A 15,943-nucleotide genomic window follows, 5' to 3' on the forward strand; every position below is an offset into this window, starting at 1 on the left:
CTCAGCCGCAGCCGCCGGCATGCCCCTCGTCGGTCCGGCCCAGCGCGCCCGCCAGCACCGGTTCCGGCGCCGAACCGTTCCCCGGCACCTGCGCCGGGACCGCCGGGGCGCGCTTCGCGGCCACCGAGGCGGCGAACGCGGCCAGCCGGTCCACTCCCCAGAACCGGTCGAAGCCGTGTACGAAGAACGGCACCCCGAAGACGCCGTCCCGGTAGATGTCGAGCAGCGCGTCGACGCCCTGGCGGCGTACCTCGGGATCGTCCGCCGCCCCGGACAGCTCGGCCGGGTCGAGCCCCAGCTCGGCGGCGATCTCGGCGACCCACTCCCGGTCGCAGATGTTCCGCCCCTCCTCCCACCTGGCCCGGTACGCCCGCTCCAGATAGGCCGGACCGGCGCCGTGCCGGGCCGCCACCAGGTAGCCCAGGTGCGGGATCTCCCAGACCGGCTCCCGGTCGACCGGCCAGCTGAACGTCAGCCCGCGCTCGGCGGTGAGCCGCCGGACGTCCTGGAGCACGTAGAGGTGCTTGGCCCGGGACATCGCGGTGTAGACGAACTCGCCGCCGGCCTCGGCGAGCAGCCGCGAACTCTGCTCGTCCGGCTCCCAGAACGGCACCCAGTCCAGCTCGGACACCAGCTCCGGATACCGCTGGTGCAGGTCCCGGTAGGCGAGCCAGGAGTACGGGCTGCGCAGGCTGAAGTAGAACCGTGGGGTGCGGCGCACCGCCATGGGAAACTCCTCGGGTGCTTCGGGGCGGCGCGCTACAGCGCGATACCGCCGTCGACTTGGAAGACCTGGCCGGTGACGTAGGAGGCCCGGTCCGAGACGAGGAAGCCGACCAGGTCGGCGGTCTCCTCCGCCCGGCCGAACCGGCCCAGCGGGATCCGGCCCAGCATCTCCTTGGTGACCGCCGGGGGCAGCCCGGAGGTCATGTCGGTCTCGATGAAGCCCGGCGCCACCACGTTGGCCCGGATGCCGTACCGGCCCATCTCCTTGGCGAGTGCCTTGGTGAAGCCGATGATCCCGGCCTTGGACGCCGAGTAGTTGGTCTGCCCGGCGTTGCCGGCCACCCCGGCCACCGAGGAGAGCGTCACCACCGAGCCGCGCCGCCGCTTCATCATCGCGAAGACCGCGGAGCGGCACACCGTGTAGGTGCCGTCCAGGTTGGTCCGCAGTACGCCGTGCCACTCGTCGTCGCCCATCAGCACCAGCGGCCGGTCCCGGGTCACCCCGGCGACGGTCACCACCGCGTCGATCGGGCCCAGCTCGTCCTCGGTGGCGGCGACGAAGTCGCGTACCTGGGCCAGGTCCACCACGTCGACCTGCCGGGTCAGCACCCGGGCGCCGGCCTCCCGGGCCGCCTTGGCCGACAGCTCGGCCGCCTCCGCGTTGGCCTGGTAGCAGAAGGCCACGTCGAAGCCGTCGGCGGCCAGCCGGGCCACCACGGCCCGGCCGATACCGCGCGATCCGCCGCTGACCAGCGCGACCCGTCGTCCGTTCTCGCTACGCTCGCTCATCAAGTCACTCCTCATCCCACCGGGGCCGGTTCCGCCGGGCGCAGCGCGCTCACCGGGCGCTGCGCCTCGACGAACTGCCCGACCCGCATCACCGTCCGGTCGCCGACCACGGTCTCGCCTTCGAGGATCACCGTGTCGCCGAGCACCTTGACCAGCCGCACCCGGTGCTCCAGGACGTCCCCCGGATACACCGGGTCGCCGAAGCTGACGTTGTTGATCGCACCGGCCAGCCCGACCGCTCCGACCAGTACGTCCGGGTTGGGCTTCTCCCAGGTGGCCAGCAGTACGCCCGCCTGCGCCCAGGACTCGACGATCAGCGTCGCCGGGTACGCGTAGTCGCGGTCGACGGACTCGTCGCCGAGCCCCGCGTAGCACGACTCGGTGCAGCTCACCGCCTTCACCGCGGTCAGCCGCTCCCCCGGTACCAACTCGACCACCCGGTCGACCAGCAGGATCGGGTACCGGTGCGGCACCACCTTCCTGATCTCGGCCACCCCGAACATCAGTCCTCCTCCGGGCGGTACCGCAGCTTCAGCTCGGCGGCCCGCCCCCGCTCGGTGTTGACGGTGGCCGTGCAGCGCAGCTCCGGGCCGGTGACGGTGAACGCCACCTCGATCCGGAGTTCGTCGCCGGGCGCGACCGGGCTGAGGAACCGGCACCGGTCCAGCGCCTCCAGCTCCGGCCGGTAGCGCCCGCGCAGCGCGGCCCGGACGGTCTGGCCGACCAGTTCGACCAGGTAGACCCCGGGCAGCAGCGGAAAGCCCGGGAAGTGCCCGGCGAAGACCGGGTCACCGGGATCCACCTTGGCGGTCGACACCGCCGAGGTCTCGTCGGCCTGGACCAGGTCGACCTGGTCGGCCAGGGGTGCGGCGCGCAGCGTCACGACCCGCCCCGCAGCTTGCCGTCGAGGAGCTGGTAGGTGCTGTCCAGCGTGCTGACCGCGATCAGCTCGCTCTCCTCCATCTTGATCCCGTACCGCTTCTCCAGCCGGACGGTGATCTCCAGGGCCATCAGGGAGTCCACCTCCAGGTCGTTGACGAAGTGCGCGTCGTCGGTGACCTCGGAGAGGTCGACGTCGATGGTGTCGGCGATGAGCTGCCGGAGGTCTTCCTTGTCGAGCCCGGAGGTGAGCTGGTCAGACATGACTTTCCGTCCTTTCGGTGTGGATCTCGTGGTCCTCCCCGTGGGCGTCGTCGCCCGGGGATGGCTCGGCGAGCACGGACTCGACGAGGCCGAGCTGGTAGTCGCCGGAGCGGAAGCCGGGATGGCGCAGCAGCCGGCGGTGGAAGTCGACGTTGGTGGTCACCCCGGCCGACCGGTACTCGGCCAGCGCCCGGTCCAGCCGGCGCAGCGCCTCCGCCCGGGTCGCGCCGTGCGTGACGACCTTGGCCAGCAGCGAGTCGTAGAACGGCGGTACGACGTAGCCGTCGTAGAGGTGGCTGTCCACCCGTACGCCGGGGCCGGCCGGCATCCGCAGCCCGTGCACCCGGCCGGTCGACCCGGCCCAGTCCCGGTCGACGTCCTCGGCGTTGATCCGCGCCTCGATCGAGTGCCCCTCGAACCGGACGTCGGACTGGGTCAGGTCCAGCTTCTCCCCGCCGGCGATCCGGATCATCCAGCCGACGATGTCGATCCCGGTACGCGCCTCGGTGATCGGGTGCTCGACCTGGAGCCGGGTGTTCATCTCCATGAAGTACGCCGCCCCGTCCGGGGCGACCAGGAACTCGAAGGTGCCGGCGCTGACGTAGCCGATGTCCCGGGACCCGGCGACCGCCGCCGCGCAGAGCCGTTCCCGCAGCTCCGGGTGCAGCGCCGGGGACGGGGACTCCTCGACGAGCTTCTGGTGCCGGCGCTGGACCGAGCAGTCCCGCTCGCCCAGGTGCAGTACGGTGCCGTGGCTGTCGGCGAGTATCTGCACCTCGATGTGCCGGGCGGCCGCCAGGTAGCGCTCCAGGTAGACCCGGTCGTCGGCGAAGAGGGTACGCGCGGCGGAGCGGGTCGTCTCGTACGCCAGCGGCAGGTCCTCGGCCTGGTGCACCACCGCGATGCCCCGGCCACCACCACCGGCGACCGACTTGATGATCAGCGGGAAGCCGATCTCGCCGGAGACCGTCACCGCGTCGCCGAGGGAGTCGACGGTGCCGTCCGAGCCGGGCAGTACCGGCACGCCGGCGGCCCGCATCGCCGCCCGGGCCGCCACCTTGTCGCCCATCAGCGCGATGTGCTCGGCGGCCGGGCCGACGAAGGTGAGGCCCACGTTGCGGCAGGAGGCGGCGAAGACCGGGTCCTCGGAGAGGAAGCCGCAGCCCGGGTGCACCGCGTCGGCGCCGGACTTGGCGGCGGCGTAGAGGATGGCCGGGATGTTGGTGTAGCTGCGGGCGACCGGGCCGGGTCCGATCTGCACGGCCTGGTCGGCGAGCTGCACCGCCAGGCTGTCCCGGTCGGCGGAGGAGTAGACCTGCACCGTCTCCAGGCCGAGGTCGCGGCAGGCGCGGAGGATCCGGACGGCGATCTCGCCCCGGTTGCAGATGAGTACCCGGTTGACCATGTCCGGCACCTCAGCCCGGCTCGACGCTGAGCAGCGGCTGCTCGTACTCGACGACCTCGCCGTCGGTGACGTGGACGGCCCGGACGATTCCGCCCCGGTCGGTGAGGACCGGGTTCATCATCTTCATCGCCTCCACGATCGCGACCTGGTCGCCCGCCTCGACCCGCTGGCCGACCTCGGCAAAGGGCGGCTGGTCCGGGCCGGGACTGCGGTAGAAGACCCCCATCAGTGGCGCGGTCACCGACACGGTGCCGGCCGGCGGGGCGACCGCCGCGACGACTGCCGCATCCGGTACCGCCGACCCGGCCGCACCGGGCCCGGCGGTCGGCGCCACGCCGGGCACCGCCGCCGGCTCGCCGGTGACGGCGCGGACCGCCTCCCGGCCGCCCTCGGCCCCCTCGACCTCGATCCGGACGTCGGCCACGGTCACCCGGACCCGCCGGATCGCCGGGTCGCGGACCAGCTCCGCCAGCTCGGCGGCGGCCCGCACCGCGCTGCGCAACGCGGTGTCGGTCGGCCCGTCGACGGCCTCCGCTCCGGTGCCGTTCGCGACCGCCGGCCCGCTGCCGTCGGCCGCCGGCCGGACACCGTTCGAGACCGCCGGTCGGGTGCCGTTGCCGGCCTCCGGTGCGGGCGGGGTGCCGTTGGCCGCGACCGGCTCGGGTGCCGCGCCGTTGGCCGCCCGGGTGGCGGCCGGCTCGCGGACGATCTCAGACATGCGCGCCTTCCTTCCAGGGTGCCGTCGCCGGCAGTGCGGCGGCGGCGCCGTCCTGGGCCAGCACGCCGTATCCGCGCAGCCGGCGGTAGCGGGCGGCCAGCAGTTCCTCGACCGGTACCCCGGCGAGCTGGCGCAGCAGCCGGCCCACCGCCTCGGCGACGAGTCCGGCGGCCCGGTCCGGGTCACCGGGCGGCTCCGGCAGGATCTCGTCGACCACACCGAGCCGGCCGAGGTCCTCGGCGCGCAGCCGCAGCGCACGGGCGGCCACCGGGGCCTGCCCGGCGTCGCCGAACAGGATCGCGGCACAGCCCTCGGGGCTGATCACCGAGAAGACGCCGTTCTCCTGGATCAGCAGCCGGTCCGCGACCGCCAGCGCCAGCGCGCCGCCGCTGCCGCCCTCGCCGGTGATCACCGCGACCACCGGGGTACGCAGCCCGGCCGCCAGGGCCAGCGTCTCGGCGATGGCGCCGCTCTGGTTGCCCTCCTCGGCGGCCAGCCCCGGGTACGCCCCCGGGGTGTCCACCAGGGTCACCACCGGTACGCCCCAGCGCTGCGCCAGCTCGAACAGCCGCATCACCTTGCGGTAGCCCGCCGGGTGCGGCATGCCGAAGTTGTTCGCCACGTTCTCCTTGGTGTCCCGGCCCTTGGCGTGCCCGACCACCACCACCGGCGCCCCGTCGAGCCGGGCCAGCCCGCCGACGATCGCCGAGTCGTCCCGTTCCCACCGGTCGCCGTGCAGCTCGACGAAGTCACCGAAGATCCGGTCGATCTGCTGCCGCACCGTCGGCCGGTCGGTCGCCCGGGCCCGGCCCACCGCCGTCCAGGCGTCCACCGACCGCTCGGGCCGGTCGTCGTGCCCGGGGCCCCGGGACGGCCGGCGACCGGCGACCCCGATCGGGCTGCCGGCGGAGGTGCCGGCCGCCGCGCAGAAGCCGATCACCCGGGCCAGTACCCCGCGCAGCTCCGCTCGGCGTACCACCAGGTCGACGTGGCCGTGTTCGTGCAGGAAGCGCGCGGTCTGGAAGCCCGCCGGCAGCGGCTGCCGGATCGTCTGCTCGATCACCCGAGGACCGGCGAACCCGGCCCGGGTGCCCTCCTCGGCGATGATCACGTCACCGAGGCTGGCGAAGGAGGCGGCCACCCCGCCGTACACCGGATCGGTGAGCACGCTGACGTACGGCACCCCGGCGTCCCGGAGCAGCCGGATCGCGGCGGCGGTCTTGGCCATCTGCAACAGCGAGAGCACGCCCTCCTGCATCCGCGCCCCGCCGGAGGCGCTGACCGCGACCAGCGGCACCCCGTGGTCCAGCGCGGTCTCGGCGGCCCGGGCCACCTTCTCGCCGACCACCGAGCCCATGCTGCCGCCGAGGAACGCGAAGTCGAGTACGACCAGGGCGACCCGGTGGCCGCCGATGGTCGCCAGCCCCAGCACCGCGCCGTCGGCCCGGCCGGTCTTGGCCCGGGCCCGGGCCAGCCGCTGCGGGTACGGCATCCGGTCGGTGAACTCCAGCGGGTCGGCGGCGGCGAGGTCGGCGTCGTGCTCGACGAAGCTGTCCGGGTCGACCAGCAGCGCGATCCGGTCGTCGGCGCGCAGCGGCAGGTGGTGGCCACACTCCGGGCAGGTGTGCAGGGCCCGGGCCAGCCGGTCCCGGTGCAGCAGCGCCGCGCAGCGCGGGCACGGCCGCCAGTCGCCGTCCGGCAGCCCGTTGATCAGGTCGAGTGTGGAGGCACCCACGACTCAGCCCACCGCGCCGAGCAGTGTGCAGCCGACCTGGCCGTCCCGGTCCACTCCGGTCACCAGCGCGATCCCGTCGGGGCGGTCGGCCAGCTCGCCGAGCGCACCGGCGAGTTGGAACGCGGACGACGCCGCCGAGGTGTCGCCGAGCAGGGCCCGGCAGTGCACCCGGGTCGGCCGGGCCGCGCCGAGCACGTCGGCCAGGGCGGCCTCCTCCTGCGCGCCGAACTCGTCGCCGCTGTCCGAGGCGGCCAGCACGGTCACGTCGGCGGGGCTCAGGCCGGCTCCGGCGAGCGCCTCCGCGACGGCCCGGGCCAGCACCGTGCGGACCGCCGCCGGGTCGGCGAAGGCGAGGAACCGGGAACCCCGGACCGCCGCCAGCGGCCGGCGCTGCTGCCGGACCGCGCTGGAGTACGACTCCAGCAGGAAGATCGCGCAGCCCTCGCCGAGCGGTGCCGCGTCGGCCGGGGCGACGCCGTCCCGGGACCGGGCGTGCCACTCCAGCCAGCCGCGCGGCACCGAGTACTCCTCGACCGCGCCGCAGAGCACCGGCTCGCTGTGCCCGCACCGGTGCAGCCGTACGGCGTAGTTCAGCGCCAGCAGGCCGGTCAGGGAGCCGCCCGCGATGGTGGTGTTCGGGCCCTTCAGCCCGTACCAGATCGCGCTCTGCCCGGCGGCGCGGTTCATCACCGTGTTCGGGAAGCGCGCCGGGTCGACGTGGTACGGCTTCGCCCCGGTCAGCGACTCCCGGGTGAAGTCCATGATGCTCTGCACGCTGCCGGAGTTGGTGCCGAGCACCAGGCCGAGCCGCTCCGGCTCGCCGAGCCGCTCCCGGCCGTACTGGTCGAGCAGCATCCCGACGGTGGCGACGGCGATCCCGGTGGCCCGGTCCATCGACCGGGTGCCCTTCTTGCCGAGCACCCCGGCGATGTCGAAGCCGGGGATCAGCCCGGCCCGGTCGTACGGTCCGGGCCAGACGTCCCGGTCCAGCGCGGTCACCGCACCGGTCCCGGCCCGCAGCCCGGCGGTGAACCGGTCGGCACCGAGCCCGAACGCCGACGCGGCCGACCAGCCGGAGAGCACCAGCTCGTCCGCGGCGATGGTGGTGACGGTCATGTCTCTCTCCCCTTCAGACCGCGGCCGGCGCCGCGACCGGGGCCGTTGGGACCCCGTCCAGCTCGGGCGCCACGTCCGGCTCGACGGCCTCGGCGTGGCGCGGGCTCCAGGCCGGAATTCCGGCGATGTTCTCGGCCCCGTCGACCCCGATCGTGTTGCCGGTGATCCAGGACGAGTCGGTACGGGACAGCAGCAGGATCGCCTCGGCGACGTCCTCCGGCTGCGTCAGCCGGCCGTGCGGGTTGGTGGCGCTGGCCTGGGCGACGAACTGGGTGTGCTCCGGGATCCGCTCCAGCGCCGGGGTGACGGTGACTCCGGCGCAGAGCGCGTTAACCGCCACGCCGTACCGGGCGAGTTCGCAGGCGAGCTGCCGGACGTGCGACTCCAGCGCGCACTTGGCGGCCGACACCGCGCCGTAGCTCGGCATCACCGAGGTGGCCCCGGAGCTGGTCATCGCGTACACCTTGGCGCCCCGGTGCAGCAGTTTCGCCGCCATCAGCTCCTGCACCCAGTAGACGAGGCTGTGCGCCATCACGTCGACGGTCATCTCCATCTGCCGCTGGCCCAGCGTCTTGTCCCAGCCGGCCCGCGGCAGGTACGGCAGCAGCGACCCGAACGCCAGCGAGTGCAGTACGACGTGCAGCCCGCGCTCCCCGGTCAGCTCGGCGATGGTGGGCAGCAACTGCGCCCGGGTGGACCGGCTGGACGCGTTGACGTTGAAGAAGTGCGCCTGTACGCCGTACCCGCGCAGCTCCGCCTCCAGCTCCCTGGCCGCCTGGGCCCGCTCGCCCATGTCCAGGTGCACCCCGATGACGTTGCCGCCCTCCCGGGCCAGCGCCAGCGCGGTCGCCCGCCCCATGCCGCTGGACGCGCCCAGCAGCAGACTCCACGTGCCTTCCAGGGGAATCAGCATCCCGCGCTCCTTCGAGGTGTCGATCCGGCCGTCCGCCAGATCCGGACCATCGCCACGTTTCCGGTGCCGGCCGCCGTGACCAGCAGGCTGTCCCCGTCGTCGGCGCGCAGCCGGTCGGCCAGCCGGAGCATCGGGGTGAGGCTGCCGGCGGCGGGCGGGCCGGCGTCCCGGATCGGGCCGACGGCGGCCGGGACCGCCCCGGCCACCAGCTCGCTGACCGGCGAGTCGTCCAGCAGCGCGTACACCGGGACCTGGTCGGCGCCGAGGCTCAGCGCCGCCTCCCGGAGCACGGCCTCGGCCCGCTCCCGGGCCGTGCCGGTGAGCCCGTGCGGCAGCAGCAGGGTGCGGACCGCGCACCGGCCGTAACCGGTGGCGCCGCGCGCCTCCGCCTGCTCCGGCGGCTCCAGCACCAGCACCACCGCGCCCTCCTCCGGTGCCGCCGCCTCCGGCGCCGGCACCGCCTGTTCCATCGCCCCGGCGAGCAGCAGGGTGGAGCGGCCGGCCGCGAAGGCCCGCGCCCCGACCTGCACCGACTCCAGGCCGGCGACCAGCGGCGAGGTCAGGGTCAGGCTGATCCCCTTGAACCCGTGCTCCATCGACAGCCGGCTGGTCAGCACGTTGACCGCACCGAACGGCGCGGTGACCGGGCTCAGCTCGTTGGCGTGCTCGGCGATGACGGTGCGGTCCTGCTCGTCGTGCAGCGCCGCCACCCCGTTGTTGGTGCCGACCACCACGCCCCGGTCCTCCTCGGCGGCACCGTCGAGGCAGTCGACCGCGTCGTCCAGCGCGTGCCGCCCGGCCACCAGCAGGTACTGGCAGGCGGCCGGCAGGTACTTGTAGCCGCGCCGGCCGAGCTGGGTGCGGACGTCGAACCAGGCCCCGTCGGCCGCCGGCCCCTCCGCCGGGGGCGCGCAGACGCCGATCCCGGTGACCACGACCTGGCTACTCATCCGCCGGCCCCCGCGAGCACCAGCGACACGTTGTTGCCGCCGAAGGCGTACCCGTTGACCATGATCCGGTCGAACCCGAGCGGGGTGGTCCGGCCCTGCGGCAGCCAGACCCGGCACTCCGGGTCCTGCTCGACGATCGGCACGTTCGGCGGCACGGTGCCGTGCCGCAGGATCAGCGCCGCCGCCACCGCCGCCACCGAGGCCGCCGCCCCGCCGGTGTGCCCGATCAGCGCCTTGAGGCTGTAGAGCGGCACCTCGGCGCCGAACACCTCGTTCAGGGCCCGGCTCTCCACCACGTCGTTGAGCTGGGTACCGGTGCCGTGCGGCAGGACGCAACCGATCCTGTCCCGGTCCGCGCCGGTGGAGTCCAGCGCGGCCCGCATCGCCCGGACGATCTGGGTACCCTCCGGCTCCGGTGCGGTCAGGTGGTGGGCGTCGCAGGTCCAGCCGGAGCCCTCCACCAGGGCGTGCACGGTCGCACCCCGGGCCCGGGCGTGCTCCGCCGACTCGACCACCATGGCGCCGGCGGCCTCGCCGAACGAGGTACCCCGGCGGTGCAGGTCGAAGGGGCGGCACCGGACCGGGTCCACCGCGCCCATCCGGTTGAAGCAGGCCAGCATCACCCGGCTGTACGCGTCCGCCCCGACCGCCAGCACCACGTCCGCCTCGCCGGACCGGATCAGGTCGGCCGCGGCGCCGAGCGCGAAGCCGCCAGCCGCGCAGGCGTTGCTGATCGTGGTGGTGACGCTCAGCGGCCCGAGCCGCTCGGCGACCTCCGAGGCGACGCCGAGCGCCGAGGTGAACCGGGCGACCGGCTTGCCGCCGTCCGACCGCCACTGCTCGTGCAGGCTCGCGTCGCCCATGCAGGTGCCCAGGGCCAGGCCGATCCGGGAGCCCGCCGTCGCCGGGCCGCCCAGCGGCAGGCCGGCGTCGGCGATGGCCTCGTCGACCGCGGTCAGCGCCAGCCGGGAGGTCTTGGCCAGCGCCTGCGACTCGGCCGGCAGGTCGGCGTCGGAGACGCCCTGCACCACCGGCACGTCCATGTTCGCGTACGGGTCCGGCACGGGACCCGGGTCGGTAACCGGTGCCGCCATCATCGCGTCCCAGAGGGCGCGCGTACCACTGCCGTGGCACGTGACGACACCGAGGCCGGTGATGGCGACGCCGGTCATCGACGCGTACTCGGAGCAGCCGGCGCACCTTCCAGCGCGCCGGCGAGACGGTCGTCGAAGTCCACCAGGCTCCAGTCGCGGCGGTTCTCGATCACCGCGTACCCGTGGGTGATCTTGCCGGTGGCGGTCGGCACCAGGATGCCGTCGCGGAGCACGTAGCAGTCCATCCGCGAGGTGTAGGTGAGCCGCTTGAAGACGTTCTCGACGGTGAAGACCGTGTAGAGGTCCTCCTCCATCCGCGCCTCGTCCAGGATGGTGATCCGGGAGTGCGGCACCACCGGGATCCAGTCCTGCTCGTCCAGCAGCCGCTTGATCGAGACGCCCCGGTCGGCCAGGAAGAGGTCGACGACCTCCTCCATCTGCCGCAGGTAGCCGGACATCTGCATCCGCTCGGTGAAGTGGCAGTAGAAGTACGGGATCCGCCACTTCCAGGCGTACGCGTTGCGTCCGGCGGTGAGCCCGGCCAGCACGTCGCCCTCGGGGGCGGGGCCGGCGGCGGCTGGCCGGGTCACCTTGACCGGCGCCTGGCCCAGCCGCGCCACCGTGTACGGGGCCAACTCGGCCGGCACCTGCTCGGCCGGGTGGCCGTGCGGGTCGAGCCGCAGTTCCACCCGGACCTTGGCGCTGACCGCCTTGATCGGCGGTGCGCCGTTGACCGAGATCTCCACCGCGAAGGCGAGCGCGTCCCCGGGCAGCGGCCGGACCTCGGCCGTCGCCACGTCGTCGATGTGGAAGGCGTGCGTGATCCGGCTGTCGATGTCGACGATGTCGACGCAGAGGCCGTGCCGCTCGTAGAGCTTTCCGGGGGCGAAGCCGCGCTGCCGCAGGTGGTCGAGGACGGCCTCCTCGACCAGGTAGTTGACGTGCTTGAAGCCGATCCAGGTGCAGATGTTGGACCCCTCGTACCGGGGCCGCAGCTCCACACGGGTCACGCCGTCCGCGGCTGGTTCGGAGACGGGACGGGGTGCCAGGGTCGTCGAGTTCACGTGCGCTCCAGGTGTGTGTCGAGGATCGGGTCCGGGATTGCGTCGGGGGGCGACAGCGGGTGGGCGAAGTCCGCCACCAGGGCGGCGAACCGGTCGGGGTGCTCGGCCATCGCGAAGTGGCCGCAGTCGGCGAGCAGGGCGTACCGGCCGGCGGGTGCGGCGTCGGCCAGCGCCCGACCGTCACCGGGTCGGGCGGCGAAGTCGCCGTCGCCGGAGATCACCAGCAGCGGCAGCGCCAGGTCGGCGACGGGCAGGAACGGGGTACGCAGGTACGCGTCGAAGAAGCGCATCCAGCCGTACGGGCCGATCCGCTCCCGGACCCGCTCGCCCATCGCGGCGCGTACCTCGGCGGGCAGCCCGGCCGGGGCGCTGACCCGGATGCCCTCTTCGAGGATCCGGTGGAAGTCGTTGAGGTAGAAGTCGATGGCCGCCCAGTCGAAGTCGTCGGCGGCCGGCCGGTAGAACGGCGAGACCAGCACCACCGCCCGGGGCAGCGTTACGCCGGCCGGGGTCGCCGGAGCCATCGCCGGCCGGACGCTCTCCGGCTCCGTCGCCGCGCCGGCCCGGCCGAGCAGCTCCAGCAGGGTGTTCGCGGCGAACGAGTGCGCCACCACCAGGTCGGCGCCGCCGTCGACCCCGGCCAGCGCCTGCGCCGCCCAGCCGGTGGCGTCGGCCTGGTGGCTCCAGCCGTTGTCGCCGACGCTCGCCCAGGGCAGCTCGGCGTCCCACAGCTCCAGCCACTCCGGCGCCCGCGACTCGAAGCGGTCCCAGATGGCCCGGCTGCTGCCGAGGCCGTGCAGCAGCAGGGTACGCACCGGTCGCGCGCCGGCACCGGGTCGGCGGCATCGGACCGGTACCCCGGTCCGTCGCGTCCCGGCGCGGTCCGCCCTCGGCGGCGCGGAGGTGCTCATCACCGGCCTCCGCCGACGGTGAGCAGCAGCGCCGCCGCCGCGTCCGAGCCGTCGCCGTCGGAGGTGGCGAGTACGGCACCCCGGTCGTGCCCGCTCAGCCAGGCAGTGCCGGCGACGCACTGGAGCACGCCGAGCGCCCCGGAGCAGTGCCCGTGATAGGTGGTCAGGTCGTGACTGGTCTGCTCGGTCATCCCGTCCGGTCCACCCGCCCCGGCCCCGAACCACATGTCCACCGGTCGCGGATCGGTACGCCGGATCGCCGCCACCGCCGCCGGCTGGTCCGCCTTGCGGGCGTACGGGCCGAGTTCGGCGAGCGCCTCGACGCCCCGGTCCCGGACCGCGCTCGCCGACTCCAGCACCAGCGCGGCGGCACCGTCGAAGAGCCGCAGGTCGTCCTCGCCGTTGCTCCGACCGCCGCTGACCAGGTGCCGGACCGGCGCGTTCGCCGGCTCGACCCCGACCACCAGCACCCGGTCCACCCGGCCGGCCAGCAGCAGCAGCCGGCCCCAGTTGACCGCGTCCAGCCCGGAGGTCGACCCGTTGCACATGGTCAGGTTGGCGCCGCGCAGCCGGAACCAGATCGCCAGCCAGGACGCGATCACGTTGCTGGCGGTGGCCGGCAGGGCCATCGGGCTCAGCCCGACGTACGTCTCCTCGGCGATGGTCGACACCGTGTCGCAGATCGTGTCGACGTTGCCGTAGTTGGAGCTGACCACCACGCCGACGGTCTCGCCCGGCACGGTCAGGCCCGGGTCGCCGAGCAGCCCGGCGTCGGCCAGCGCGTCCCGGCCGGCGCAGAGCGCGAGCCGGGTGGCCCGGTCCTTGTAGCGCAGCCCCTTGCCGGTGAGCCGGCGGGCCGGGTCGTCCCCGTCGGCGCCGGCCGGGGTACGCCGGAGCAGGTCGTCGGGGCCGGCGATCCCGGAGACCGCCACACCCACCCCGCTGACCACCACGTCGACCGGAGCCATCAGGACACCTTCTCCACGATCGCGACGGCGTTCAGCCCGCCGAAGCCGAACGAGTCCACCTGGGCGACCCGCAGGGTGGCCAGCTCGGCGTGCTCGCGTACCAGTCGGAAGCCGTCGACCTCGTCGATCGGGTTCTCCAGGTTGAGGATCGGCGGCACCACCCCGGAGCGCAGCGCCTCGACCGCCACCACCAGGCTGTGCAGCCCGGAGGCGCCGGCGGTGTGCCCGGTCATCGACTTGATCGCGGTCATGTACGGCGAGGGCGCCACCCCGGAGAAGACCTCCCGGACGGCCTGCGCCTCGGCCTCGTCGTTGAGCGCGGTACCGGTGCCGTGCAGCATCAGCAGGTCGACGTCGGCCGGCTCCACCCCGGCGCGGCGGTGCGCCTCCCGGGTGACCAGCGCGATGCTCTTGGCGTCCGGCGCCGACGGGTGGTAGGCGTCGCAGTTCATCGCCACCCCTCGGACCCGGGCGTGCCGGTGCCCGGGGCCGGGTCCGTCCGCCTCCCGGCGCAGCACCACGGCGACCGCACCCTCGCCCTGGAGCATGCCCCGGCGGTCCCGGTCGAACGGCCGCACCTGCTCGGGCGCCTCCGGATAGCAGCGGTCCAGCAGCCCGTAGGTGCTCTCGGTGATGGTGTCGACCCCGGCCACCACCACCGTGTCGGCGGCGCCGATCTCGAGCAGGTCCATGCCGAGCCCGAGGGTGTAGAGCGAGGCCGAGCAGGCGTTCGCCACGGTGTGCGTGTCGGTGGCGCCGAACCGCTTCCGCAGCGCGGTGCCGAAGTGCAGGTCGCGTACGTCGAACGGGACGCCGTCGCGCCAGCTCAGCTCGACCGAGCGCAGCTCGCGCAGGGTGGTGCCGATCAGCACCGGGGTGTCGCCGAGGTCCTCGTCGAGGCCGGCGTCGGCGAGCGCGGCGGCGACCGCCTGCTCCAGCCACCGGCTGGCCCGCAGGGTCTCGTCACAGCCGGGCGCCGGCCGGTCGTCGATCTCGTACGCGTGCTGCGCCCGGTACCGGCTGCGGTCGAAGCCGCGCAGTTCGGCCAGCCCGCTGTAGCCGGCGCAGAGCGAGTCGAAGAACTCGACGGTGTTGCCGCCGATGCTGGCGACCGCACCCATCCCCACCACCAGCGCGGTCACGACGCCACCTCGTCGTACCTGCCGAGGATCAGCACCGCGTTGTTGCCACCGAAGGCGAGCGCGTTGTTCTGCACCACCCGCAGGTCGGCTTCCTGCGCCACGTTCGGCACGCAGTCGAGCCCGCACTCGGGGTCGGTCTCGACGTGGTTGATGGTCGGCGGGATGAACTTGTGGGTGATGGCCAGCGCACAGGCCGCCGAGGCGAGGGCGCTCGCCGCCCCCATGGTGTGCCCGATCATCCCCTTGATCGAGACCGTCCGCGGCGGGCGCTGCCCGAAGACCTGCCGGATGGCGCCGGCCTCGGTCACGTCGTTCGCCTTGGTCCCGGTGCCGTGCGCGGAGATGAAGTCGATGTCGCCCGGCTTCACCCCGGCGTTGCGGTGGGCCAGCTCGATGCAGCGGGCGATGCTGTTCCGGTCCGGCGCGACGGGGTGGTACGCGTCGCAGTTGAGCCCGTAGCCGAGCACCTCCGCGTAGATCCGGGCGCCCCGGGCCCGCGCCGAGTCCAGGCTCTCCATCAGCAGGATGCCGGCGCCCTCACCGGTGAGGATGCCCTTGCGGTTGAGGTCGAACGGCTGGCACGCCTCCGGGGCGATGGTGCCGAGCCGGTAGAAGCCGGTGAAGGTCTTCCGGCACAGCGCGTCGGCGCCGCCGCAGAGCGCCACCTCCACGTCGCCGCTGCGGATCGCGTCGAAGCCGTACCCGACCGCGTAGTTGCCGGCCGCGCAGGCGGTCGGGATCGTCACCGCCTCGACGTCGGTCAGCCCGAGTTCGGCCACGATGCTCGACGAGAGCCGGCCGGCGGGGACCCGACGCGTCACGACCGGGTCGAAGTGCTCCGCTCCCCGGTCGACCTGCACCCCGACCAGTTGGTCGAGGTCGTGGGACTCGCCGTCCGTGGTCCCCACCGACACCAGCGCGCGGCGGGACCGCAGCGCCTCGACGGACATGCCCGCGTCCGCGACCGCCATCCCGGCGGCGGCGGCCGAGAGCTGGCTCGCCCGGCCGAGCTGCGCCGGGTCGACGTGGTGCAGCCAGCGGGCCGGGTCGAAGTCGGTGATCTCGCACCCGTTGGCGTGCGCGAACCCGGTCGTGTCGAACGCGGTGATCGGCTTGACCCCGCTCCGACCGGCCCGCAGTCCGGCGAGAAACTTCTCGACCCCGATCCCGATGCTGGTCACCACGCCGAGCCCGGTGACGACCACCCGGCGGGGCGATCGAGCATCGCCTGGCAGAACGCTCATCATCGCGCCTCACTCACCTGTAGTC

17 protein-coding genes are annotated in these 15,943 nt (G+C 73.9%); all 17 read right to left on the minus strand.

The window, feature by feature from the left end:
* Window position 1 precedes the first annotated feature (1 nt).
* From Pma05_RS01925 to Pma05_RS02005, 17 genes are read right to left on the minus strand one after another with little or no spacing between them, the layout of a single operon-like run.
* Window positions 2–727: a 2-hydroxychromene-2-carboxylate isomerase gene (locus tag Pma05_RS01925; protein ID WP_203855469.1), complete on the minus strand. Its 726-nt coding sequence runs from the start codon at window positions 725–727 to the stop codon at window positions 2–4.
* Window positions 728–759: 32 nt separating this feature from the next.
* Entirely contained in the window at window positions 760–1,515 is a 756-nt protein-coding gene (gene fabG / locus Pma05_RS01930; RefSeq protein WP_203855470.1) for a 3-oxoacyl-[acyl-carrier-protein] reductase, read from the minus strand.
* Between the two features lie 11 nt (window positions 1,516–1,526).
* Window positions 1,527–2,018 (minus strand): 3-hydroxyacyl-ACP dehydratase FabZ family protein, encoded by a 492-nt coding sequence (locus Pma05_RS01935; protein ID WP_203855471.1) that lies wholly within the window; start codon window positions 2,016–2,018, stop codon window positions 1,527–1,529.
* Window positions 2,018–2,398 carry a 3-hydroxyacyl-ACP dehydratase FabZ family protein gene (locus Pma05_RS01940; protein WP_203855472.1) on the minus strand — a complete coding sequence of 127 codons (381 nt, stop codon included), beginning with the start codon at window positions 2,396–2,398 and terminating at the stop codon, window positions 2,018–2,020. The genes Pma05_RS01935 and Pma05_RS01940 overlap by 1 nt, the downstream gene beginning before the upstream one ends.
* Window positions 2,395–2,658: an acyl carrier protein gene (locus Pma05_RS01945; RefSeq protein WP_203855473.1), complete on the minus strand. Its 264-nt coding sequence runs from the start codon at window positions 2,656–2,658 to the stop codon at window positions 2,395–2,397. The genes Pma05_RS01940 and Pma05_RS01945 overlap by 4 nt, the downstream gene beginning before the upstream one ends.
* Window positions 2,651–4,063, minus strand: a complete 1,413-nt coding sequence (locus tag Pma05_RS01950) for an acetyl-CoA carboxylase biotin carboxylase subunit (RefSeq protein ID WP_203855474.1) — start codon at window positions 4,061–4,063, stop codon at window positions 2,651–2,653. Before Pma05_RS01950 ends, Pma05_RS01945 begins: the two co-directional genes overlap by 8 nt.
* A gap of 10 nt (window positions 4,064–4,073) precedes the next feature.
* Entirely contained in the window at window positions 4,074–4,781 is a 708-nt protein-coding gene (locus tag Pma05_RS01955; RefSeq protein ID WP_203855475.1) for an acetyl-CoA carboxylase biotin carboxyl carrier protein, read from the minus strand.
* Window positions 4,774–6,516 carry an acetyl-CoA carboxylase, carboxyltransferase subunit beta gene (accD, locus tag Pma05_RS01960; protein WP_239311512.1) on the minus strand — a complete coding sequence of 581 codons (1,743 nt, stop codon included), beginning with the start codon at window positions 6,514–6,516 and terminating at the stop codon, window positions 4,774–4,776. Before accD ends, Pma05_RS01955 begins: the two co-directional genes overlap by 8 nt.
* A 3-nt stretch (window positions 6,517–6,519) precedes the next feature.
* Entirely contained in the window at window positions 6,520–7,632 is a 1,113-nt protein-coding gene (locus Pma05_RS01965) for a beta-ketoacyl synthase N-terminal-like domain-containing protein (RefSeq protein ID WP_203855476.1), read from the minus strand.
* Window positions 7,633–7,645: 13 nt separating this feature from the next.
* Complete coding sequence (locus tag Pma05_RS01970) at window positions 7,646–8,545, minus strand: SDR family oxidoreductase (protein WP_203855477.1); 900 nt, start codon at window positions 8,543–8,545, stop codon at window positions 7,646–7,648.
* Window positions 8,539–9,495, minus strand: a complete 957-nt coding sequence (locus Pma05_RS01975; protein ID WP_203855478.1) for a beta-ketoacyl synthase N-terminal-like domain-containing protein — start codon at window positions 9,493–9,495, stop codon at window positions 8,539–8,541. The genes Pma05_RS01970 and Pma05_RS01975 overlap by 7 nt, the downstream gene beginning before the upstream one ends.
* Window positions 9,492–10,667 carry a beta-ketoacyl-[acyl-carrier-protein] synthase family protein gene (locus Pma05_RS01980; RefSeq protein WP_203855479.1) on the minus strand — a complete coding sequence of 392 codons (1,176 nt, stop codon included), beginning with the start codon at window positions 10,665–10,667 and terminating at the stop codon, window positions 9,492–9,494. The genes Pma05_RS01975 and Pma05_RS01980 overlap by 4 nt, the downstream gene beginning before the upstream one ends.
* Window positions 10,664–11,653, minus strand: a complete 990-nt coding sequence (locus tag Pma05_RS01985; RefSeq protein ID WP_203855480.1) for an acyl-CoA thioesterase family protein — start codon at window positions 11,651–11,653, stop codon at window positions 10,664–10,666. Before Pma05_RS01985 ends, Pma05_RS01980 begins: the two co-directional genes overlap by 4 nt.
* Window positions 11,650–12,564 (minus strand): alpha/beta fold hydrolase, encoded by a 915-nt coding sequence (locus tag Pma05_RS01990; protein ID WP_203855481.1) that lies wholly within the window; start codon window positions 12,562–12,564, stop codon window positions 11,650–11,652. The genes Pma05_RS01985 and Pma05_RS01990 overlap by 4 nt, the downstream gene beginning before the upstream one ends.
* Window positions 12,564–13,532 (minus strand): beta-ketoacyl synthase N-terminal-like domain-containing protein, encoded by a 969-nt coding sequence (locus Pma05_RS01995; RefSeq protein ID WP_203855482.1) that lies wholly within the window; start codon window positions 13,530–13,532, stop codon window positions 12,564–12,566. The genes Pma05_RS01990 and Pma05_RS01995 overlap by 1 nt, the downstream gene beginning before the upstream one ends.
* Window positions 13,532–14,674 carry a beta-ketoacyl-[acyl-carrier-protein] synthase family protein gene (locus tag Pma05_RS02000; RefSeq protein WP_203855483.1) on the minus strand — a complete coding sequence of 381 codons (1,143 nt, stop codon included), beginning with the start codon at window positions 14,672–14,674 and terminating at the stop codon, window positions 13,532–13,534. Before Pma05_RS02000 ends, Pma05_RS01995 begins: the two co-directional genes overlap by 1 nt.
* Window positions 14,671–15,918 carry a beta-ketoacyl-[acyl-carrier-protein] synthase family protein gene (locus Pma05_RS02005; RefSeq protein WP_203855484.1) on the minus strand — a complete coding sequence of 416 codons (1,248 nt, stop codon included), beginning with the start codon at window positions 15,916–15,918 and terminating at the stop codon, window positions 14,671–14,673. Before Pma05_RS02005 ends, Pma05_RS02000 begins: the two co-directional genes overlap by 4 nt.
* Window positions 15,919–15,943: the final 25 nt, after the last annotated feature.

This window comes from Plantactinospora mayteni, from assembly GCF_016862935.1.
Lineage (GTDB): Bacteria > Actinomycetota > Actinomycetes > Mycobacteriales > Micromonosporaceae > Plantactinospora > Plantactinospora mayteni.